Raw genomic sequence first — 22,338 nt, 5'->3', positions numbered from 1 at the left:
AATAAATTTTTACACTACTTTATCCAATACACAAAGTATACCCAAGCACCTTTTGGTTTCCACTCTATTTCTTCAAATGTAGTCATCTTTCTTTTGAATAGATTCTTTTCAGTGTGGAGTCCCAAGCCCCAATTCGTAAATCTGCCTTTTCCTGTTTTAGTATGTTCTTTTGAATCTTTAATGTTTTCGTTTTTGGTAGTTGAGAGCGAAATTCAATATATTTAGGAATCTTAAATTTTGCCAGGTTATTTTCACACCATTCAATGATTTCCTCTGGTCTAACTAGTTCCCCTTCCTTGACTACCAAATAAGCCTTTACCTCTTCGTTTCTAATTTCATCCGGGACAGCAATACAGGCGGCTTCAACAATACTTGGGTGTGCCATCAAGACTTTCTCGACTTCCGCTGGCGAGATATTTTCTCCACTTCTGCGGATAATGTCTTTTTTGCGGTCAAGAAAATACAAATACCCTTCTTCATCCATATAGCCAATATCACCCGAATGCATCCAACCGTTTCGATAGGCTTTATCTGTTTCTTCTTTATTGTTCCAATAACCCAGTGTTAAAGATGGACCACGGAAGACAATCTCTCCAGCAGTATTTGCCGGCAAGAATTCATCTTGTTCATTGACAATCCTTAACTCATGATTGCTATAGGCTTTACCACAGGAACCAGGTTTTCTGGCATTGAGCGGATTGATTGTTCCGCCTCCTTCCGTCATTCCATATAATTCAATCATCTTTAAGTTCCACCTAGTTTCATATTGTTCTAGTTTAGAAGCATCCGCCTGCGCACCAACGGCCACCCTTAATGTACTCATCTTTTCTTCCTCAGTTACTGGAAGTTTCATTAAAATTGGCAAAATAGAACCCAAGTAGTAAAATACGGTTGGTTTAAAATGAGCTACATCTTTCCAAAAACTAGAAGCACTAAATCCTTCCAATAAAATGACACTAGCTCCACTTAAAAGCGAAGCGGTTACTGTAATCACCTGAGCATTCATATGAAATAAAGGCAAACACGTCATCAACCGATCATTCTCTTTGAGAAGCAAAGTATCAACAAACCCCTTCGCTAAATAATAATAGTATCGAGTCGGACACATGACTCCTTTAGGATTTCCTGTTGTTCCCGAGGTGTACAGTATGGAAGCCAAATTTGTCTCTTCCAAGACTACCGTATCTATTACTCCATCATTTTCTAAAAGATTTGAAATAGAATGCCATCCGTCAAACTCCTTATCACCAACATTGATACTAAATTCAATCGAGCTGCACTGGGACAAAATCGGATTGATGATTGCCGGTATAGCACTTTCCTCACTAATAATTCCTTTTACTTGACTATCTTGCAAAATATATAAGGTTTCCTTGCTTAGCAATGAAGTGTTGATTGGAACCATGATTGCCCCAAGGCGATTTAAGGCAAACCAGCTATACAAAAAGTTTGGAGAGTTATTTAAATATAGACCAACGCGATCACCTTTCTCAACTCCAAAAGACTTTAAAGATACTGCCAACCGATTAACCGTTTGGTATAAATCTTTATAGGTAATTTCTTCATGCTTAGTAAACAGATATGTTTTATTTGGTGTTTCCTCCATACGTCTATCTACTAGTTGATTAATCAATTCCATCTAACCACCCCTAATTTAGATTTTCCACTGACAAATCAGAATAATTTCCGTGCCATTTAGAATTTTGAATTTTTCCTAAATCTGTTTTTTGGATACTTTCGACGAACAATCCTGCCTTGATTTTTTATAGCTTGCCTGGTCCTAAACTTATATTTGCAGTTACTGAATTATTTTGCTTGGGAGCCATAGAATAATTTCCGGAAAAATGATGCAAAGGATTAGGACGAAAACTTGTAGCAACACAAACGGAATGACCCCTTTCATGATATCTCCTGTTTTCACACCCTTAGGAGCAACCCCTTTTAAATAAAAAATTGCTGGGGCAAATGGTGGAGTAATAAAGGATGATTGATACATGATACAGATAATTGCTGCAAACCATATCGGATCAAAGCCTAAATCAGCTGCAATAGGCGTGAAAATTGGGACAATAATTAATAGTGAAGCAATCCAGTCCATAAGCATTCCCAATATAAACACAACTAATAGCATAATTGCCAGAATTGCCCACTTTCCGAGTGATAATGATAAGAAAGCTTCTTTAACGATATCTCCACCACCCAAACGCATGAAAACGCTGACAAAAAAAGTTCCCAAAAATAAAATCGCATAGATCATGCTCGTTGTTTGTAAAGTGTTAAACACTGTTTCTTTCAAAACTTTTATATTCAATTTTCCATAGCATAAAGCAACAATCATGGCTGCAAGTGAGCCAATGGCCGCCGCTTCAGTCGGTGGGGCAATTCCAAACCAAATTGAACCAAGGACAGCCAATATGATGACGGCAATCGGCAAAATATGAAAAACACCTATTACTTTGTCTTTTAAGGTGTATTTTGCTAGCTCTTCCTTAGGAATTGCCGGGGCAGAATCTGGTTTCACATGGGCAACAATCAGTACGTAAATAATGTAGACAATCCCCAAAAGTATTCCAGGAATTAACACAGCGTAAAATAATTGGCCCACGGAAATTTGCGCCATTGGTCCATAAACGATTAGCATGATGCTTGGTGGAAGGAGAATTCCAAGGGTACCACCTGAATTAATTACCCCTGTTGCCAGTTTTGGATCGTATTTTCTATCCAACATGGCCGGTAAAAACAACAGCCCCATGGTTACCACTGTTGCCCCAACTATTCCCGTACTTGCTGCAAATAGTAAAGAGATTATCAATGCGGCAACGGCAAGTCCCCCTTTTAAACGTCCCAGAAGTAAACTAAGAGAATGAAAGATTTTACCTGCTAATCCCGACTTTTCCATAATATTGCCCATAAAGATAAATAATGGAACAGCAAGCATCGTGTAATTCCCCAAGGTTGAAAAGGCACTTGTCGTAACTAAGTTAATGACGGCATAATCCCAAAATAACAACCCAAAGATTAGGCCCAAGCCCCCTAGAACTGCAAATAAGTAATAGCCGGAAAAAATCCCAATCAAGAGCCCGACAATCATTAGAACAAAAACGATTAAGGAGTAAAAGTCCATTTATATCCTCCTTCCCAGTAATAAATATATATTTCGAATCAAATCAGCAAGCCCTTGTAAAAACAGAAGTCCCAATGATAGTGGAATTACCATACGAATCGGGAAAGCAAGCGGCCTCCATGAGCCGGAAACAATAGCTTCCTCTCTCAAAAGGGATAAAATAGCAACATCCAATGAATTGACAAAACCAACAATTAGTAAAGGGAAAAGTAAAATCAGGGCTAAAACGATATCATATATAGCTTTTTTGCGTTCTGACAACCTTTCATAAAATACATCTACCCTAATATGTTGTTTATTCTTTAACACCCATGCCATTCCTAAAAAGGCGGCAGAACCTCCAAGCATGTAGCTCAGATCATAGGCCCAAATCGTTGGACTATTAAATAAATGCCGGGAAATTACTTCATAGGTTAAGATTAAAATAACGGCCAAAACAAACCAACTAGCAATTTTCCCTGCCCATTCCCCTAAAGATTCTATGATACTAATCATTTTTTTCAACCTGCTCACCTACCTCATCGTTATTAGATTTGAAGAAAATGAGCAGCAGTATTATACCTCCCCATCTGAACTGCTGCCCAGCTTTTTCAATGATCCATTTTTAAAAAAAAGGAATACTTTACTATTCAATTAAAATAGCATTATTGATTTAATAATCGGGAGTCATTGCATCCTTCCAATAATTATACTTTTCAGCAAAACTTTGTTGAGACTCCCAAATCTTTTTAAATAATGGGTCTTCCTCAGATCGCTCTTCATAGTACTGATCAATAATCTGTTTCAATTCCTTTTGAGATTCTTCCTCAAATCTGATGATTTCAATTTGTCCTTCTTCCTCAAGCTTTCGGTATTCACTCATTGCTTGCATATCTTCCTTCGCTAACAGAGAAAAGCCTTTCCCCCACATGTTTTCAGTTGCAAGCCGAACAATTTCCTTCAAATCCCCCGGAAGTTCATCCCATTTCTTTTGATTGATAATAAAACTTGAAACACTACCAGGCTGGTGAAGGGATGGTGTGATCAAATATTCTGCGACTTCATGAAACCCTAATGGTAGGTTCGATGCAGGACCGGAATACTCTACCGCATCCACTACTCCACGCTCCAAGGATTGGTATAATTCTGAGCCGTTGACGGAAACAACGGATGCCCCGACACGGTCCAATATGGCGCCCCAGTCACCCACTGCTCTTACTTTGAGTCCTTTAAAGTCTTCTAATGCACGGATTGGTACATTGGAGTGATAGAAGATTTCAGGAGTACCAGCACCTGCATCTAATATTTTTAAATTATATCCGGCCTCATCATAAGCTTGCTGCCATAATTCTCTACCCTCACCCTGGGTAATCCAACCCGCATATTCCTGTTCATTCAACCCCATTGGAACAGATGCAAATAACGCAACTTGTGGCACTTTTCCAACCCAGTAACCATCCCAACTGTGAATCGCATCAACTGTTCCACTTTCAACTGCATCCAATAGTTCAGTAGGTTGAACAATCTCCCCAGATGCATGCATTTCAACTGTCAGCCTGCCATTCGATGCCTCTGTGATGTCTTTAGCGATTTCCTCGGCCATTATTTGTAAGGCTGTGCCTTCTGGCCAAGGGGAATGAGCAACCCATTTATAAGTCTCTTGTGATGAACCACCCCCGTCACCCTCACTTGATGCTTCTTGACTATTATTAAGGCAACCTGTCAACAATCCCAAGATCAAAATACATGTTACAATAAGTATCTTCTTCAAACTTTTCTCCCCCTTTAATAAATATAGTTTTAAAAATAAGAAAATTAATTGTTGATAATTACACATTCCATGTAAATAACTTTAGTTAGTTCACCTCTTTGTAGTAATTACTCATCAATTTTGATTTCATATTACTGCAAAAGGTGCCGAATCATTTTCAAAAATTGTAAAAGTTGAACTAGAAAAGGCCGCCACTTTCCAATGCTTCTCAACAGTTAAAATTCTACGTATGAATCTTAGGAGATTAGTAGCCATTTATTTCACCCATGGAAGAGTTCGATAAACACTCTTTCACCTGCTCTGCCATTAACCCTGTAAAAAAATTGATAGATTTGTTGTTTACATTGATTGCCCTCGACTTTGACTATTATTTTGAATAAGGTATTCATGTTCAAGTAGACTTAGTATGACAATATTATGACTTCATAATAGCCGAATTGACCCCATTCATATCCCTCCTTTTAAAATAATAGACTCTCGGCATTTACCGAGTCAGATGGGGCAAGGATTTCTTACCTCACCAATTTGATTTCCCTCCTACCTTGTAGGAGTTTTTTTATTATAATCAATATTACGAACTAAAAACCAAGTGTCGAAATATTGTCATAAAAGTCGCTAAAGAAATCACTTGACTTTTCAAAATCACCTAAATAATTGCGGTTAAAGGGAGATTTTTTTCCTTACAAACTAAGATTGAGGTGTTTTTTATGAAACCAGTTTTCGCTTCCCACGAAGAATATCAAGATTTTGTCATGAACCAGCTTCAAAAACATTTTTCTGGCAATGGTATCCTTGTTCTCAGGAATAAGGATTGGCCTGTGATTACGAAACTATGGATAACTGACCTTTCCAAAATCACTACATTATTAAGTGATGTTTATGGAAATAGAGGACCAGCTCCACGGGATCCAGCTTCTATGTTTCGCTCGTATCTTTTGTTTATTTTAACGAATCCCACGATAGGTATTACGAAGTGGGTTGAGGAACTTTACCACACCCCTTTACGCTATTTTAAGCGGATTCGAACCAGGAGATATTCCTGGAGTCGGTACCTTTTATGACTTTTTCGGAAGACTATGGGCGAGTGAAAAAAAGAATCGAACCCATAAAAAGAAAAGTAAAAAGTCACGTAAACGGAAACCAAAAAAAGGCAAGAAAGGTGAAAAGGCGCTAACGGCAACACATGGCCGGGTGAAGCGTTTGGTTGAATGGATGATTCCTAGACTAGATCAGAAAAAGGAACTCCCATCTGATCGCCTATTCGATTTCTTTCAAAGTCAAATTCTAACTATCTCAGTTAAATTAGGATTGCTCGAGGATGTGAATCAACTTAACGTTGCTGGTGACGGCACGCCCGTCGCCACCGATTCCCACACCCGAAGTAAGCCCACTTGTGATTGTCGCGCCCAAGGTATAGCGCAGTGTGATCATGGTCGCATTTACTCCCAGCCAGCCTGACTGCGACAGTGGATGGGGTAGTCATCGAGAGAAGTATTTTAATGGATACCATCTCTATATGATTGACGCTTGCGACAGCCCATATGATTTGCCTTTATTTCCACGTTTACATTTGGCTTCTACCCACGACTCAGTAAACTTTGTCGTCAGTTGGGCGGAATTTTCGCAGCGATTCAACTTGGGCGCAGTAGATAAAATGCTTCTTGATGCAGCGCATGACGCAGAAGCTATTTATAAACTCATTGATCATAAGAATGTAGAACTAATTATCGATCTGAATTAACGGGCCAAGAAAAACATAGAAACAGGAACAGATATTAAAATTTCGCCAGAAGGCGTGCCCATTTGTCCTATCGGTAAAAAGATGAAGCCGAATGGTTATGATCGTACCCAGAATCGTCAGAAATGGCGCTGCCCATTAGCTTGTGGGACAAAAAACGCTTGTAAAACACCTTGTTCCACCGCCAAGTACGGACGTACATACCATACGCATCCGAAAGATAATCTGCGTTTGTTCCCTAAAACATCAAGGGAAACAGATAAATGGAAAGCCATCTATAAACGCCGTACTTCCGTAGAACGGTCGAATAAACGCGAGAAAGTTGATTACCACTTAGAAGCTGGTAGACATCGTTCCACCATGATGTGGTATGTTCGTATCTTCGGTATTATGATGTGTCAACACATAGATGCTTGGTATGTGCATCAAAAAGATGGGCTTGCATTTCTTAAAGAGCATATTTTTCCAGTTATAGCCTAGTTGACTGAATTTTTTAAAAATATATCAACTCAGGCTTATTTGTCATACTCTTTTTTGAAAACATTATGAAAATCGGCTCAAAATCTTCAAATTCAGTCACATTTCCATTAAATTATTGGAATCACCTCATATTAACCTCTGGAATTCCGAGAGCCTATAATAGTTTTTGAAGCTTTTTTAAAAAAATGGTAACGTTTTCAATTCAGTATAATAAAAACGAGTTTAACTGTCAACTAAATATTATGAAAATTAGTAATAATTTTAATGTTTATTTAAATATATTCTTCTTTTTTATTTTTGAACTTTATAGAGAAAAATTATAAGTGGTTTCAGAAACAAAATTTGAATGGGTAGGTGAAGAAAACAACGAAAGTAAACGTCCGTATTATCTCCGTTACGAATAAAGACTTACCACAATCAGTGAAAGAAGGGAAATTTAGAGAAGATTTATATTATCGTACCGACGTTATTCAACTAAAAACACCACAATTAAAAGAGCGTCTTGACGATATTCCTATATTATGTAGACAGTTTATCGAGAACTTAAACAAAAAGTCAAATACGAAAAAAACATTACAGGGGCATCCGCAGAAGGGATTAAAATTTTCCTTGACTACCACTGGCCAGGGAATGATAGACAACTACAAAATATTTATTCTGGAAGGGCTTTTTGTAACCCTGCTTGAATTGATATGGAGCACTTACCAAACAAACTCCTAAATATAAAATATGATATAAAAGAGAAACAAATTTCGTGTAAAAATAAAAAAGGAGGAAAAATTCCCCCTTTTTTTATTGATTAATTAGTTGATTTGCAATGATGATACGTTGCACTTGATTTGTTCCTTCATAAATTTGTGTAATCTTCGCATCACGCATCATTCTTTCAACTGGATATTCTTTAATATATCCATATCCACCTAGCATTTGTACAGCATCCGTCGTTACTTCCATTGCCGTATCTGAAGCAAAGCATTTTGCCATAGAAGCATATCGAATGACATTAGGATCCTTGTTATCTAGCATTTTCGCAGCCTTATGCACAAGTAGTCTAGAAGACTCAATCTTCATCGCCATATCAGATAAGGATGCTTGAGTCATTTGAAACTGATGGAGTGCTTTACCGAATTGTTTCCTTTCTTTCACGTAATTCAAACAATATTCAAAAGCCCCCTGTGCAATGCCTGTTGCTTGCGCTCCCACGACTGGTCTTGTTTCATTAAATACATTCATCAAAATCTTGAAACCTTCTCCCTCAGCTCCAAGCAAATTCTCTTCCGACACTCGTACATTCTCTAGAATTACTTCTCTAGTGACCGATCCTCTTATGCCCATTTTATCTTCATTTTTTCCAAATGAGAGTCCGGGTGTCCCTTTTTCAACAATAAACAATGAAATACCTTTTGTTCTATCTTCCGACGTCCGTGTAACAAAAATGTAAATTTCAGATTCTCCAGCATTAGTAATAAATAGCTTCTGTCCATTCAAGATAAAATCATTACCATCACGAACCGCTGTAGTTTTAACACTGGACACATCAGAACCTGCACCTGGTTCTGTAATTCCAAAAGAACCTAAAACTTCCCCACTTGCTAAACGGGTTACATATTTCTTTTTTTGTTCTTCTGTCCCAGCAATTAGCAATGGCGCAATCGCCAATGCCTGTGTTGATAGTGCTACAGAGGTAGAACCACAAACTTTCGCTATCTCCTCAACAACATTGACATGACTTACCATATCACTTCCTACTCCACCATACATTTCTGGAACATGAACACCAAATAGGCCATTCTCTGCCATTATTTTAATATTGTCCCAAGGGAATTCACCTGTTTCATCTACTTCTTTCGCCCGAGGTTCAATATAATCTTTCGCAATGGATCTCGCTACCTTTTGAATCATTTCCTGCTGTTCCGTTAATAACATCATACGACACCTCTATTCATATTTATAATAGCCTTGGCCAGATTTTTTCCCTAAATGTCCTGCCTCAACCATTCGTCTTAATAATGGGCATGGGCGATATTTAGAGTCACTAAAGTCAGCATATAAACTTTCTAATGCATAGAATAATACATCAGCTCCAACCATATCTGTTAATTTACATGGCCCTATTGGATGATTTGTTCCTAGCATCATTCCTCTGTCAATATCCCTTGGATCGTTTCCTTCCATTACTAAGTATGCAGCTTCATTTAGCATTGGTACTAGGACTCTGTTTACCGTAAATCCAGGATAATCTTTAGCAACAATCGTTTCTTTTCCAATTTGTTCTGCAAATTGTTTTGAGAATTCTAGTGTTTCTTCCCCAGTGCTTATTCCTTCAACAATCTCTAATAGTTTCATTACTGGTACGGGACTAAAGAAATGTAAACCAATTACCTTCTCAGGTCTTTTCGTTACGGAACTAATCGCAGCAATAGACAATGTTGATGTATTACTAGCTAAAATCGCATCCGGATTCATAAATTGATCTAACTTTGCAAATACTTCCTTTTTAATTTCTAGCTTTTCAGGAACTGCTTCAATGACTAAGTCACTGTCTTTCCCATCCTCCATATTCGTTGTAAATGTAATACGACTAAGGATTTGTTGTTGTTCTTCTTCTTCCTTTTTGGATATACCTTTTAAGATTTGTTTCTTTCCCCGTTCTATGTCTTTTTCCGCTCGATCAGATGCCACTACCTTAATACCAGCCTGTGCAATCACCTGTGTAATTCCAGCTCCCATTAATCCACAACCGACGACAAGTACTTGATTACAATTTTTCGATGATAACAGAGACACCTTGTCCACCTCCAACACATAAACTAGCTAATCCATATGATTGCTGTCTTTTCCTTAACTCATGTAATAATGATACAACGATTCTTGCACCTGAACATCCAACAGGGTGACCTAATGCAATGGCACCACCGTTAACATTTATAATAGATGGGTCAATATCTAATTCTTTATTCACCGCTAATACTTGTGATGCAAATGCTTCGTTGAGTTCTACCAAGTCTAACTCGTTAATATGCATTTTTGCTTTATTCAATGCCTTTTCTGTAGCTGGAACAGGACCTATACCCATAATGGAAGGATCTACTGCAGCACTTGCCCAATTTACAATTCTTGCTAGCGGTTTCAAGTTATGTTTATTTACAGCCTGTTCAGAAGCTAAAAGTACCACTGCCGCCCCATCATTAAGACCAGATGCATTTCCTGCAGTAACACTTCCATTTTTCTCAAAAGCTGCTGGTAACTTACCTAATTTTTCTAAACTAGTACTTCTTGGATGTTCGTCCGTAGAGAAAGCTATCTTTTCTCTTCTTTTTTGTATAGTTAATGGAACGATCTCATCTTCAAATCTTCCTTCTTCAATTGCCTTATAAGCTTTTTCTTGACTCTCTAAGGCAAATTGATCTTGTTCTTCTCTTGTTAGTTCGTATTTTCGAACAAGATTTTCTGCAGTTACACCCATATGATAGTCCTCAATCGCACAATTAAGCCCATCATGGAATAACGCATCTACCGCTTTCATATCCCCCATTTTCTGTCCCCAACGACTGTTTAATAATAAATGAGGTACATTAGACATACTTTCCGTTCCGCCAGCTACAATCAAATCCGCTTCACCACTAGCAATCTCTAAAGCTCCGAGTGTAATAGAGCGCATTCCAGAAGCACATTGTTTATCGATTGTCATTGCAGGGGTTTCTTCAGAAATTCCAGCGCGGATTGTTGCCTGTCTAGCGGGATTTCCTTTTAAACCTGCTTTAAATACATTACCAAGAATAACTTCATCAATATCATTTGCTCCAAGTTTCGTATTTTCCATTACATTTTGCATAACTGGTACAACTAAGTCCACTGCAGATAAATCTTTTAAACTACCACCAAAACTACCAATTGCTGTCCTTTTAGCTTCAACAATATAGACAGTATTCATTTATTATCCCCCCTATGAAAAACTGGTTTTCTTTTCTCAATAAATGCACTTATACCTTCGAAAGCATCAGGATGATCAAAGAGCTGTGAGAATTCATATATTTCTTCTTTCAATTCCATTTCTGACTGTCTCAACCTACGTTTATTAATAAGAGTTTTTAGAGATGAAATAGCATATGGACTTTTAGATGATATCTTTCTAGCAATGGAAATTGCTTCTTCTAATGGATTCGTGCTAATTTCATTAATAACATTTAATTTCTCTGCTTTTTCAGCTGAGATTGGATCTCCAGTCATAATCATTTGAGTTGCAAAGGATGTACCTGCTAACTCCAATATCCGCTGAATCCCTCCTCCGCCTGGAATAATACCTAAATTAATTTCTGGTAATCCAAACTTGGCTTTTTCATCGGCAAGACTAATATCACAAGCTAATGCAAGTTCAAGCCCTCCACCGAGACAATAGCCTTGAATTACTGCGATATAAGGTTTTTTGGAATGAATAATATTGTCATGCAATTTTTTCGTGTGCATTGCAATCTCATAAGCACCACTTACACTCTGTTCCTTTAGCTCATGAATATCGGCACCAGCAACGAATGACCGCTCATTTCCAGTTAAAATGACACAAGCTACGTTTTGATCATCTTCAAATTTTGTAACCACGTCATCTAGTTCTGTAATAACTTCTGAATTTAATGCATTCAATGCATCTGGTCGATTTATTTGTACTTTAGCAATACCGTTCTCTAACATCTCAACATGAATAAATTGATAATTCCCCATTTATTCACCTCCCCTTAATCTTTTCATAAATATACATGCAAAAATCATGCCAAAAAGTAAACATGGTGAAGTGAAAGTTAAGCAAATAGGCGTAACTGTTGTCCTCCCTCATTTTCAACACTTGTAGTATTTTGAATTTTTATAGTGAATGAGAGTTTACATCTAGTTTATTATGTCGTATTTCTAATATCCCTAGACATCCGTTGCATTAACGCACCATTAATGTTTGCGAAATTTCACCATTATTATTTCTAGAAAGCAAATGGTTGATTTCCATCTTAATCTCTTAAAGGAAAACGAGGGATTGGTGCATTAATACACCAATCCCTCGTTTTCCTTTATATTAGATTGGAGAAATTCCATGTTTTCTCTTTGATGGAAATATACTTATATCTTTCCCCACAGAATGTTTTAACGTTTGGATAATCAATCTCCTCGTTTCTAATGGGTGAATCACATCATCAATTCCAAAACCTTCCCCACCACGAATTGCCCCTGTTTGAGAACGGTATTTATCAATTAAATCTTGTCTTGCTTTGACTGGATCCTCAGTATTCTCATATTGCTTTTGAAAAGCTACATCAACTGCTCCCTCAATACCCATCGCACAAATATCAGCTGAAGGCCACGCTACTGTTAAATCAGCATCCAATGCTCTTCCACCTGCCATTGCCAAGTATGCAAGTCCATATGCTTTTCTTATAATAATGGACATTTTTGGAACCGTAGTTTGAGCAAATTCATACAGTAATTTTCCACCATACCGTACAATACCCGTTTTTTCTGAACTAGATCCTGGTAAAAATCCCGGTACATCGATAAACGAAATAATAGGTAAATGAAAGGCGTCACAGAAACTTACAAATCTAGCAGCCTTTTTACAGGCTGGGGTATCCAATATCCCACCCATTGAGTTTGGCTGATTTGCAACAATACCAACTGGTTTCCCATCAATACGAGCAAAAGCTGTAATCATATTTTTCGCATAATTAGGTTTTAATTCAAATATACTGTCCCTATCCATAATATGATTTAAAATGTCATGCATATCATATGGTTGATTTAAATTTTCTGGAATGTATGATAATAATTCCTCATCCAGTTCCAAGTGTTCTACCATTTCTTTTTGCGGAGGATCTTCCGCAGCGTTAGATGGCAAATAACTTAGGAAAGTTTTGATTACTTCAATACATTCTTCATCATTTTTCACCGCTATATCAGAAATACCTGTTACTTCCGTATGAAACTTTGCACCACCCAATTTTTCATTTGTTGTGTCTTCCCCTAATGCTGCTTTCACCAATTTTGGTCCAGCAATTCCCATCGTTCCTTGATTTTCAACAATTGGAATGAAGTCACATAGTGAGGCAAAATTAGAAGGACCAGCAAAACCAGGACCCATTATCGCACCTATTGTCGGAACCCATCCAGACATAAGTACCATATCCAAAAATTCCTCACCTGATCCCTTAGCAAAGTGTTTGGAGTCTAACCCTTCTTGTATTCGATGTCCACCACCCTCTAAAAGAAGAATTAATGGATACCCATTTTTTTTCGCTATTTTTACAATACGTGCTGTTTTTTCACCACCTTTATGACCGATCGACCCTCCCAAAACAGTGAAATCATTTGCTAGTATTGCTACCGGCCTGCCGTCAATTTCACCAATCCCAACGATAATTCCATCTGCTGGAGCATGAAGATTCTCCATTTCTTCCATCCCACTATGGGTTACTAACATTCCCAGTTCCGTAAAACTACCTTCATCTACTAATAGATTAATCCGTTCTCGAGCCGTTAATTTTCCTTTTTCATGTTGCTTTTTTATTTCTTCAGCCCGCCCTTCATCTAACAAAGAGTTTCTTCTTGTCTCTAACTCATCAAGTAAATTTCCTATATTTTTAGCAGTCCCATTTTTACATTTCTTAAAAGTCATTGTTTCACCCCCAATTATAAATTGAATTTCACGCTAAAGGTGAGATAATTCTGTTTAATTTTCATATTAATCCATATTATTAGGTAAATATAACGCTATTTCTGGGAAGATGATTAGTAATGCGATTAGAGCTACAATAGGTATCACAAATAAAAATGCCCCCTTAAATATAGTTTCTAATTTGAAACTGGGCACTACTCCATTAAGTACAAAACAGTTTAATCCTACAGGAGGGGTTATCAATGCCATTTCCACAACAAGAGTGACCAATACACCAAACCATATTAAGTCATAGCCTAAACTAACTATTAATGGCAATACTATTGGAATGGTTATTACAATAATTGCGTTTGAATCCATTATTGCACCTAACACAATATACATAAGTATCAATAAAATTAATATTAATATAGGCGACAAATTTGTATTATTAAAATAATCAGATAATAATATCGGGATATTTGTTATAGACATAAAGTAATTCATACAAAATGCTGCAATAAGAATTGCAAATATAAACCCTGTGGTTTTAAGCGTTTCAGCTAATGATTTAAACAGTAAGTTCCAAGTCATTCTTTTTCTAATCAAAGCAATAATCAATGCACCTAATGCACCAACTCCAGCTGCTTCCGTTGGAGTAAATAACCCTACATACATTCCTCCAATCACAATGACAAACAAGATAATTACCCAAAGTGATGATTTAACATACATAAATCTTTGTTTTAAACTTACTTTTTCATTTTCATCTGATATTGGTGCAAGTTGTGGCTTTATCAAAATTGCAATATAAATGGTTAATATAAATAATAGGGTTAGTAAAATACCTGGTATTATCCCAGCTATAAATAATTTCCCTATCGATTGTTCTGTAAGTGTGCCGTATACGATAAACATCGTACTTGGGGGAATTAATATCCCTAAAGTACCACCAGCTACAATCGATCCACTACTTAGAGCTTTGTTATATCCATGACTTACCATTTCTTTTGAAGCAAGTACACCAATGGTCCCTGTAGTTGCAACACTCGAACCTGTTGAGGCTGCAAATAAAGCTGATGCACCAATAGTAGAAATTGCTAAATTTCCTTTTAATCCATGAAATAGATTTCTAAACATATTAAATAATTCTTCACTTATACCAGATAAATAAATGAGCTGCCCCATAAGGATAAACATTGGTATCGTTGTTAAAATGTAATTATGACTTTGGTTCCAAACTACTTGCTCAATGACAGAAGCAAGAGCGTCCCATCCTCTTATATAAAAGATTCCTATAAAGGTCGGTATTAACATTGATATAAATATTGGAATTCTACAAATCATTAGAAGTAGCATCCCAATGATTCCCAACAAACCTATTATTTCTACAGACATATCCTCTATCCACCCTTCTTAATATTAATTGTTAGTCTTCTATCCTTCTAGTTTAAGGAATGATATTAGTTTTTTTAGGAATTTCATTGCTACTATTAATGTCCATAGAAGAAATGATACAAAAATAATAAATTTGAGTGGGTAAAGTGGAATACCAAGTAAGTCTGTATACTCTGGGCTTTGGAAAAATCTAATGCTGACATTGTAATAAACTAGCATGATAATGAATGTAACAATAAGAGTTAATAAGGATTCAATTATATCCATTAATTGTTGAATTCGATGAGGGAGTTTATCAATAACTAAACCTATTTTTATATGCCCTTCTTGTGATTGTGCATATAACATTCCTATATTAACTATCGCTACCATTAAAAGAGTAGTAATCTCTATATTTCCTATTAATGGGTGATTGGCATTTCTTAATACGACAGAAATACATATAAAAATGACCATAGAAAATAATAAAACTTGACCAATTCTACTAATTATCCCTGTTAAACGATTGATTAGTTTTTCAATATTCGCCAACATACCACCCTCTCTCCTTAAAAATATTCTTTAATTCAAGCATATTCTTTTAGAGTATTAAAACGGTATTTCAATACCTTCTTCATTAATCATACTCTTGAAGTCCTCAACCATTTTCGTTCCATCATAACCTTTCTCGTTTGCTTCATTTTCCCAATCTTTCCAAACGGACTCTGCAGGTGCAATAAACTTCTTTTGTTCTTCTGGATCTACTTCTATAATCCTACCTTTTCCCTCTATTCCTTCTGAAATATTCCCGAAGGCATTATCTACTTCATTAACATAACTATCTCTTAACGCTTGTGGCATAAAATCCATTAACTCATTATCAAAAACTTCTTTTAAGTCATTGGGAATACTTTCATACACATTCCTATTCATCACCATTGCTATAGGAGATGAACTGATTCCAATATTTGTAACATATGGCGCAATTTCATACCATTTCCATCCCGCTGCTCCAACTGGTGTATATATCGTAGCATCTAAAACTCCTCGATCCAGCGCTTGATAGACTTCCGCGACTTCCATCGTAACAGGCGTAGCCCCCCAACCTTCAACTACATCAGCAACTAATTTGCTAGGTACATGGATTTGTAAACCTTTTGTATCTTCTACAGTTTCAATAGGAACCTTACTTGTTATGACATATGGATCTGTATTACTAAAGCCCATTAAAACGACATCTTTAAATGCATCTTCTTGATGATATTTTTCCGCAAATTCCCTTGTAACGTTATGTGCTGCATCAACATTATTAAAAGCAAATGGTAAACTTGCAATATTATATGGAAACCAAGGTGAATCAACATACTCTGGTACAACCACCATTCCTACATCATAAGCTCCGCTACCAATATCCTCCAACGTACTCGATTGCGATCCTAAAGTAGAATTTGGATGAAGAGAAGCCTCTATTTTTCCATCCGTTTTTTCCGAGAGTAAATCTACCCATGGTTGATAAACATTCTCATGAGCGTGATGCGTAGTTGGGTGTAATGTGCCAAATAACAAATCCATCTCTCCAGCTGAATTCGAAGAAGAAGCTTCTTCACCACTACTTTGACAAGCGCTTAAAATTAAAACTAAAAGCAAGGATAAAAGCAGCAATTTTTTTCTCCTCATCATATCGCCCCCTTTATCTTCAAAGTATTCACCTAATTAATACCTCTCAACTTTTAAATGTTCATTAGTCCTCTTTTTTCTTTTTCTTCCACCAGTCGTATTAAGAATAAGAGGACTCTTTTTTTCAATACTTTATATTGGCATTACACTGTGTTTCTTCGGAGGCAATGATACATTCCTCTTTTTATAACGGGATATCGCCTCTTGCAAAATACTTCTTGTTTCATCGGGATGTATTACATCGTCCACTGCAAATTTTTGCGCTATTTTGATTCCCATTATATCTTTCTCCAACTCTTCAGACATCCGTTTTCTACTTGCTTTAGAATCATTGGACTTCTCCAACACATCTTTATATATTGTCTCTACTCCTCCTTCTAAGCCCATACTACCAAATTCAGCTGTTGGCCAGGCAACAACTAGACTAGGTTTGAATTGCCAAGAACCCATCGCATAATAACCAAGTCCATAGGCCTTCCTTAACACCACCGTATATATTGGGACTGTCGTATGGGCTAAATCTACTAAAATTCTTGCACTTTGCCTTAGTAATCCTTTTTTTCCAGAATCGATACTTGGCGTAAAACCAGGAACGTCAACTAAAAATGTAAGAGGAATATTAAAGGCGTCGCAAAGAGATATAAATCTTGCCATCTTATTTGATTCTTCCGAGTCAAGAACTCCTGCTCTTACGCTTGGCTGATTAGCTATGACTCCGATTGGATTACCATCTAATCTAGCTAGTGATGTAATAATACTTTTTCCATAGTAGTCTTTTAACTCAAACATAGAGTCAACATCAACTATATTCCGAATAACCGTTTTCATGTTATAAGCCCTGTTTTTAGAGGATGGTACTAACTCTGATAAATTCCTTTCTGGTTCAACTACAACCTCATTTACTGGTAAGTTTTCTTTATAATTAGATGGAAAATAACTTAGATAAGTCTTAACACTTTCAATAGCTTCTTCCTCATCCTTTACAATTAAATCTGGTGCCCCCGATTCCTCTTGTATTTGGGTCCCACCTAACTCTTCAGGGGAAAAGTTTGCACCCATTGCTGCCCTTACAAGTGGAGGACCTGCAATCCCCATAGAACTGGAGCCTTCAATAAAAATCAGTAAATCACAAAGAGAAGCAATGTTGGCATGTCCCGCAAAGGCAGGTCCAGGAACAACACATATAGTTGGGATCCATCCAGATGCTTTTGCCAATGTTGTAAAGACTTGCCCACTATCTCGAGTAAGCAAGGATATATCTTGAACCCTTGCTCCCCCACCTTCAGAAAAGAAGATTATCGGACAACCTTGCTCTATAGCTAGTTCCACAATATAATTAACTTTCTTATGATTTATCTGCCCCTGTGATCCACCTAAAACTGTGTAATCATAAGAGGCACAACATACCAGTCTACCATTTATCTTACCTGTTCCAATTACTACACCGTCCGCTGGGTAGTCACCCTTTAGGTTACTAGGTTGAGTTAAATTGCCAATTTCTAAGAAACTATTTGTATCTAGTAATTTTTCTAATCTTTCCCTTGCAGTTAGTTCTCCTTTGCTATGTTGTTTATCTACAGCAGTCTTCCTAAATTCATCTTTCGTTTGCCATCTTAAGTTAAGAAGTTCGTCAGTAAGAGTATCCATTTATTATCCTCCTATAGAACACAATATACTTTATCGCTTCACCTTTATTCCAGCTTCATCACGATCCCAAGTTTTATTTGTTATACCATTTTTTCTAAGTTCAGATTTTTGTATTTTTTGTGTTTGAGTTTTTGGTAATTCCTCTAATATTTCAATATATCTAGGAACCATGAAGTGCGGCATTCTGTCTACTAAAAATTTTATTAATTCGTCAGGCATAATTGTTTCATTTGGTTGTGGTACAATACATGCTTTAATTTCTTCTTCTCCATCACTTGAAGGTACAGCTACTGCTGCCGACTCTAAAACCTTCGGATAACCGTTAATCTCTGATTCTACCTCCATTGAGGAAATATTTTCTCCTCTTCTTCTTATAGAATCCTTCACCCTATCAACAAAATAGAAATTTCCCTCTTCATCTCTGGTAAAGAGATCACCTGTATGCAACCATTGATTTCTCCATGCTTCAACAGTTTTTTCTGGCATTTTCCAATATCCTGCCATTAAAACCCATGGCTTTTCAGATCTTACAACTAATTCACCAACTTTCCCATGGGGTACTTCTTCATCAAAATCGTTTACTAAACGTATTTCAAAACCTTTTCTCACTTTACCGCAAGATTTATTATCCTTTAGCTTAAAACCATCACTAGTAATAGGTGCGCATATTTCCGTCATGTTAAAAACTGTTTGCACATGAACCTGAAAACGCTTTTTAAATTCTTCAACTTCTGGAATTAGAGGTATCATATTTAGCCACTTTAGCGTATTATTCTTATTGTTTGAATTAGATGGAAGTTTGTATATGAAATTAGCCATAGCACCTAGTAGTAGGGTACAGGTGCATTGGAATTTTTCAATATCACTCCAAAATTTATCCGTACGAAAAACATCTCGTAATACCACTTTCCCCCCATAAACTAACATAGCCGTCAAAGCTACTCTTCCACCGATATGATTTATAGGTAGAGGGTTATAATAAATATCTTGATCTGTAACCACCTCTTCTCGTACACTCCCAACTGCCGTTTCATAGTTATGAGAAAAAGTACATAAAACACCTTTTGAAGGGCCTGTGGTACCAGAAGTATATAACATATGATTAATATCATAATTATAAATATCTGAACGATATTCAGTAGTGTTTTTTGTAATTAGATCTTCCCATTTTATAACTGAAAATTTTAAGGGTAATTTTATATTTTCATCATCATTTAGCCCAATTACAACTACTTTTTCCAAAATATCCAATTCATCTTGAATTTCATATATTCTACTTAAAATTGATGCTTCTATAACAAGTAATTTAGATTCAGAGTTATTAATAATATACTTTAAAATATTTCCTTTATAGGCATTATTAATCGGAACTTCGATAGCTCCTATCATTGCACATCCATACCAAGCGTATATAGCTTCAAATTGAGTCGGAATCATTGTAGCAACCATTTCACCTTTATTAATGCCTAGAGAATTTAATCCATTTCCTACTTTATTTGCATAGTATAAAACTTCATTAAATGTTGCTTCTTCTCCAGTGTTCGCAGATTGTAAATATATTGAATCTCCCCTTACTTCAGACTGTTTCTCAAGAAGGTATTTTATAGTCCTTGAAACTAATTTTACATCTGTGCTCATTTTTTTCCTCCCCTTTAATTTATTCACGCCATCTCTCCATTTAAAATAATTTTCATGATGATATTTTCGAATGACCAGTAAACGCTTACAAAATATTATAAAAAAGATACCTGCGCTTGTCAAGTGAATATTGTAAATATTCAAAATTATATATATTATTACCTATTACCAATTTTTTGTCGTTAATTATATTAATGTTTTTTTGCCTAACCCTACCTTTCTACATTTGCAGAATTAAAAAAACACACTAAACATACACTTCAAATGTTTAATGTGTTTTTTATTCATTTAACCAAACCCAACTCTTCCTTCATACCATACCTATCCATCTTCCTTACAATAGTAGAATGATCAACCTTAAGATGTTTGGCTGCCTTACGAATTGATCCATACTTATTTATGGCAAGTTTAATCATATTTATTTCCGCTTCTTCCCTAACCTCTTTCAATGGTCTAATTTCTTTTAGAGTAGATCGATGTCTTTCCTTAAACTCTTTTGGCAAATATACAGGTGAGATTTGTGTTTCTTCCGTTATGATAACTAATCGCTCTATCACATTTTCCAATTGTCTTATATTTCCAGGCCAATCATATTCTTGAAATAATTGTAGTGTTTCAGGGGTTAGAATCTTTTGTACTTGATACTTTTTATTGGATTTGTTTATAAAATGGTTACTTAAAGAAATAATATCCTCCTTCCTATCTTTTAATGGTGGAATACGCACTGGAATCACATTTAGTCGGTAATATAAATCTTCTCGAAATTCTCCTTTTTTCACTGATTCTTCTAAGTTTTTATTTGTCGCTGCGATAAATCGAACATCCAATGACCGCTCTATTGTTCCACCTATACGGGTAAGTTTCTTTTCCTGAATAACTCTTAACAACTTCACTTGTAAGTTTAACGGCATTTCTCCTATTTCATCTAGCAATACAGTACCTCCATTTGCCGCTTCAAATAAACCCTTCTTTTCACTATTTGCACCAGTGAAAGCACCTTTCTCGTATCCAAACAATTCTGCTTCAATTAATTCTTCTGGTATCGCTCCACAATTAATAGGTATAAATGGTTTTTGATTTCTGTTGCTCCATTTATGTATATGGGTTGCCACTATTTCTTTTCCAACCCCTGACTCACCCAAAACTAATACAAGTGCTTCTGTTTTTGCGACTTTGGCTACCTTTTCTTTTAATTGGTGTGTTAAATAACTGTCCCCAATCCAATTATCCGATGCCATCTCTATTTCCCTCTTCGTATCTCTATTATTTTTGGAATAATGGAGATCTTGGAGATGCATTAAATCCATTAAATTACGGTAATTTGCTGCAAAGCATATAATACTTCCCTTTTCATCATAAATTGGTTTGCTAATTATGAATACTTCTTTACCCGTCTTTAGTTTTTGAATAATGGTTACAGGAAAATTGGGTTTCACACGTGTTGTTTGCTCAATAATTAATCCTTCTTTTTCCATTTCGTTTGGGGTTTTACCTATGATTTTTTTTAATGGTATACCTGAAATATCCTCGACATACTGATTTGCATAAAAGATACGCCCATCAATATAGGAAAGAATAAAACCCTCGTACATTTGTTCAATAATTGAAATAAGATCGTCCTGCTTAAATTTATTATTTAGAATTTCTGTAAACATTAAATAACCCCTCACAAAGACAAATAAATGTCAAATATTACTCTACAAGGTTTCAATTCCTTTCTCAAATGATTCTATCTTTTGTCTTAAAAAACTGGGAACTGGTACTGATTGATTTTCATTTTTACTGTAACAAGCATAAATAATTTCTGCTTTTAATACTAGGTCTTTCTCACTTTCTTTTGTAATTATAAATTCCATTGTATAGCTTTTATTACCTATATTTTTTGTTCTACACCAAACTTGTAAGTTATCCCACAACCGTGCAGGACTTATAAATTCCAAAGTAGACTTTGCTAAAACAAAATTAAATTCATCTTGTTCAGTCAAGTTCATTAAATCTAGTTTTAAACCTTCTTTCAAGTATTCTGTAGAAGCAAGCTCTAAATAATTTAAATAATGTGCATTAAATACAATATTCATTGCATCAATTTCCGACCACCGAACTTTTATCTCATGTTTAAATTTAAACTTCTCATCCATTTTTAAATCTCCCCCTTTATATAGGATGAGTAAATTATACACTATTTAGAATTTTCCGTCCCTATTATAAAGTATTTTTTATTTATATAGGGACTTATTTTAACATAATATTATCAATGGAAAAGGGAGTTAGAA

19 protein-coding genes are annotated in these 22,338 nt (G+C 36.0%); 3 read left to right on the top strand and 16 right to left on the bottom strand.

Going from position 1 to position 22,338, the window contains the following annotated elements; translation table 11 throughout:
* Positions 1-82 precede the first annotated feature (82 nt).
* The 4 genes from GMJ66_RS07505 to GMJ66_RS07490 form a co-directional block, all read right to left on the bottom strand.
* Positions 83-1,639: an AMP-binding protein gene (locus GMJ66_RS07505; RefSeq protein ID WP_156289697.1), complete on the bottom strand. Its 1,557-nt coding sequence runs from the start codon at positions 1,637-1,639 to the stop codon at positions 83-85.
* A gap of 159 nt (positions 1,640-1,798) precedes the next feature.
* The gene (locus GMJ66_RS07500; RefSeq protein ID WP_156289696.1) at positions 1,799-3,124 is read right to left on the bottom strand and encodes a TRAP transporter large permease; all 1,326 of its coding nucleotides are present in this window, start codon (positions 3,122-3,124) and stop codon (positions 1,799-1,801) included.
* Positions 3,125-3,619: a TRAP transporter small permease subunit gene (locus GMJ66_RS07495; RefSeq protein ID WP_156289695.1), complete on the bottom strand. Its 495-nt coding sequence runs from the start codon at positions 3,617-3,619 to the stop codon at positions 3,125-3,127.
* A gap of 157 nt (positions 3,620-3,776) precedes the next feature.
* Entirely contained in the window at positions 3,777-4,874 is a 1,098-nt protein-coding gene (locus GMJ66_RS07490) for a TRAP transporter substrate-binding protein (protein WP_197046639.1), read from the bottom strand.
* A 978-nt stretch (positions 4,875-5,852) separates the two neighbouring features.
* On the opposite strand from GMJ66_RS07490, the gene GMJ66_RS20620 reads away from it, so the two are divergent.
* The 3 genes from GMJ66_RS20620 to GMJ66_RS20895 all read left to right on the top strand — a co-directional run bounded on the left by GMJ66_RS20620 (position 5,853) and on the right by GMJ66_RS20895 (position 7,812).
* Positions 5,853-6,332: a hypothetical protein gene (locus GMJ66_RS20620; protein WP_231514856.1), complete on the top strand. Its 480-nt coding sequence runs from the start codon at positions 5,853-5,855 to the stop codon at positions 6,330-6,332.
* A 511-nt stretch (positions 6,333-6,843) separates the two neighbouring features.
* Positions 6,844-7,092, top strand: coding sequence for a hypothetical protein (locus GMJ66_RS20615; RefSeq protein WP_231514855.1), 249 nt, complete (start codon positions 6,844-6,846; stop codon positions 7,090-7,092).
* Between the two features lie 354 nt (positions 7,093-7,446).
* Positions 7,447-7,812 carry a sigma 54-interacting transcriptional regulator gene (locus GMJ66_RS20895; RefSeq protein ID WP_156289693.1) on the top strand — a complete coding sequence of 122 codons (366 nt, stop codon included), beginning with the start codon at positions 7,447-7,449 and terminating at the stop codon, positions 7,810-7,812.
* A 72-nt stretch (positions 7,813-7,884) separates the two neighbouring features.
* Here the strand turns inward: GMJ66_RS20895 and GMJ66_RS07475 are convergent, their stop codons facing one another.
* From GMJ66_RS07475 to GMJ66_RS07420, 12 genes are all read right to left on the bottom strand, one after another.
* The gene (locus tag GMJ66_RS07475) at positions 7,885-9,021 is read right to left on the bottom strand and encodes an acyl-CoA dehydrogenase family protein (RefSeq protein WP_156289692.1); all 1,137 of its coding nucleotides are present in this window, start codon (positions 9,019-9,021) and stop codon (positions 7,885-7,887) included.
* Positions 9,022-9,030: 9 nt separating this feature from the next.
* Positions 9,031-9,879 (bottom strand): 3-hydroxyacyl-CoA dehydrogenase family protein, encoded by an 849-nt coding sequence (locus GMJ66_RS07470; protein WP_269321868.1) that lies wholly within the window; start codon positions 9,877-9,879, stop codon positions 9,031-9,033.
* A complete protein-coding gene (locus tag GMJ66_RS07465; protein WP_156289691.1) occupies positions 9,851-11,026 on the bottom strand; it encodes a thiolase family protein in 1,176 nt (391 codons plus the stop codon). The genes GMJ66_RS07470 and GMJ66_RS07465 overlap by 29 nt, the downstream gene beginning before the upstream one ends.
* Positions 11,023-11,811 (bottom strand): enoyl-CoA hydratase/isomerase family protein, encoded by a 789-nt coding sequence (locus GMJ66_RS07460; protein WP_156289690.1) that lies wholly within the window; start codon positions 11,809-11,811, stop codon positions 11,023-11,025. Before GMJ66_RS07460 ends, GMJ66_RS07465 begins: the two co-directional genes overlap by 4 nt.
* Before the next feature lie 343 nt (positions 11,812-12,154).
* Positions 12,155-13,747 carry an acyl-CoA carboxylase subunit beta gene (locus GMJ66_RS07455; protein ID WP_156289689.1) on the bottom strand — a complete coding sequence of 531 codons (1,593 nt, stop codon included), beginning with the start codon at positions 13,745-13,747 and terminating at the stop codon, positions 12,155-12,157.
* Between the two features lie 66 nt (positions 13,748-13,813).
* The gene (locus GMJ66_RS07450; RefSeq protein ID WP_269321871.1) at positions 13,814-15,085 is read right to left on the bottom strand and encodes a TRAP transporter large permease; all 1,272 of its coding nucleotides are present in this window, start codon (positions 15,083-15,085) and stop codon (positions 13,814-13,816) included.
* Positions 15,086-15,163: 78 nt separating this feature from the next.
* A complete protein-coding gene (locus tag GMJ66_RS07445) occupies positions 15,164-15,658 on the bottom strand; it encodes a TRAP transporter small permease subunit (protein ID WP_156289687.1) in 495 nt (164 codons plus the stop codon).
* A 54-nt stretch (positions 15,659-15,712) separates the two neighbouring features.
* Entirely contained in the window at positions 15,713-16,780 is a 1,068-nt protein-coding gene (locus tag GMJ66_RS07440; RefSeq protein WP_197046638.1) for a TRAP transporter substrate-binding protein, read from the bottom strand.
* 132 nt (positions 16,781-16,912) lie between these two features.
* Positions 16,913-18,427, bottom strand: a complete 1,515-nt coding sequence (locus tag GMJ66_RS07435) for an acyl-CoA carboxylase subunit beta (RefSeq protein WP_156289685.1) — start codon at positions 18,425-18,427, stop codon at positions 16,913-16,915.
* Positions 18,428-18,457: 30 nt separating this feature from the next.
* Positions 18,458-20,065: an AMP-binding protein gene (locus tag GMJ66_RS07430; RefSeq protein ID WP_156289684.1), complete on the bottom strand. Its 1,608-nt coding sequence runs from the start codon at positions 20,063-20,065 to the stop codon at positions 18,458-18,460.
* Positions 20,066-20,349: 284 nt separating this feature from the next.
* Complete coding sequence (locus GMJ66_RS07425; RefSeq protein WP_156289683.1) at positions 20,350-21,720, bottom strand: sigma-54 interaction domain-containing protein; 1,371 nt, start codon at positions 21,718-21,720, stop codon at positions 20,350-20,352.
* A gap of 42 nt (positions 21,721-21,762) precedes the next feature.
* A complete protein-coding gene (locus tag GMJ66_RS07420; RefSeq protein WP_156289682.1) occupies positions 21,763-22,203 on the bottom strand; it encodes an acyl-CoA thioesterase in 441 nt (146 codons plus the stop codon).
* Between the last annotated feature and the right edge of the window lie 135 nt (positions 22,204-22,338).

Origin of the sequence: Oceanobacillus salinisoli (assembly GCF_009733865.1) — a bacterium.
Classification (GTDB): domain Bacteria; phylum Bacillota; class Bacilli; order Bacillales; family Amphibacillaceae; genus Oceanobacillus; species Oceanobacillus salinisoli.
The sequence above is the reverse complement of the archived record's forward strand: the minus strand, read 5'-3'. Positions and strand labels throughout refer to the sequence as shown.

What these genes read in the sequence shown, in the direction of transcription:
- GMJ66_RS07500 (WP_156289696.1), bottom strand. Translation starts at nt 3,124, where the DNA reads ATGGACTTTTACTCCTTAATCGTTTTTGTTCTAATGATTGTCGGGCTC.
- GMJ66_RS07465 (WP_156289691.1), bottom strand. Translation starts at nt 11,026, where the DNA reads ATGAATACTGTCTATATTGTTGAAGCTAAAAGGACAGCAATTGGTAGT.
- GMJ66_RS07450 (WP_269321871.1), bottom strand. Translation starts at nt 15,085, where the DNA reads ATGCTACTTCTAATGATTTGTAGAATTCCAATATTTATATCAATGTTA.
- GMJ66_RS07435 (WP_156289685.1), bottom strand. Translation starts at nt 18,427, where the DNA reads ATGGATACTCTTACTGACGAACTTCTTAACTTAAGATGGCAAACGAAA.
- GMJ66_RS07440 (WP_197046638.1), bottom strand. Translation starts at nt 16,780, where the DNA reads ATGAGGAGAAAAAAATTGCTGCTTTTATCCTTGCTTTTAGTTTTAATT.
- GMJ66_RS07495 (WP_156289695.1), bottom strand. Translation starts at nt 3,619, where the DNA reads ATGATTAGTATCATAGAATCTTTAGGGGAATGGGCAGGGAAAATTGCT.
- GMJ66_RS07445 (WP_156289687.1), bottom strand. Translation starts at nt 15,658, where the DNA reads ATGTTGGCGAATATTGAAAAACTAATCAATCGTTTAACAGGGATAATT.
- GMJ66_RS07505 (WP_156289697.1), bottom strand. Translation starts at nt 1,639, where the DNA reads ATGGAATTGATTAATCAACTAGTAGATAGACGTATGGAGGAAACACCA.
- GMJ66_RS07475 (WP_156289692.1), bottom strand. Translation starts at nt 9,021, where the DNA reads ATGATGTTATTAACGGAACAGCAGGAAATGATTCAAAAGGTAGCGAGA.
- GMJ66_RS07430 (WP_156289684.1), bottom strand. Translation starts at nt 20,065, where the DNA reads ATGAGCACAGATGTAAAATTAGTTTCAAGGACTATAAAATACCTTCTT.
- GMJ66_RS07420 (WP_156289682.1), bottom strand. Translation starts at nt 22,203, where the DNA reads ATGGATGAGAAGTTTAAATTTAAACATGAGATAAAAGTTCGGTGGTCG.
- GMJ66_RS07425 (WP_156289683.1), bottom strand. Translation starts at nt 21,720, where the DNA reads ATGTTTACAGAAATTCTAAATAATAAATTTAAGCAGGACGATCTTATT.
- GMJ66_RS07455 (WP_156289689.1), bottom strand. Translation starts at nt 13,747, where the DNA reads ATGACTTTTAAGAAATGTAAAAATGGGACTGCTAAAAATATAGGAAAT.
- GMJ66_RS07460 (WP_156289690.1), bottom strand. Translation starts at nt 11,811, where the DNA reads ATGGGGAATTATCAATTTATTCATGTTGAGATGTTAGAGAACGGTATT.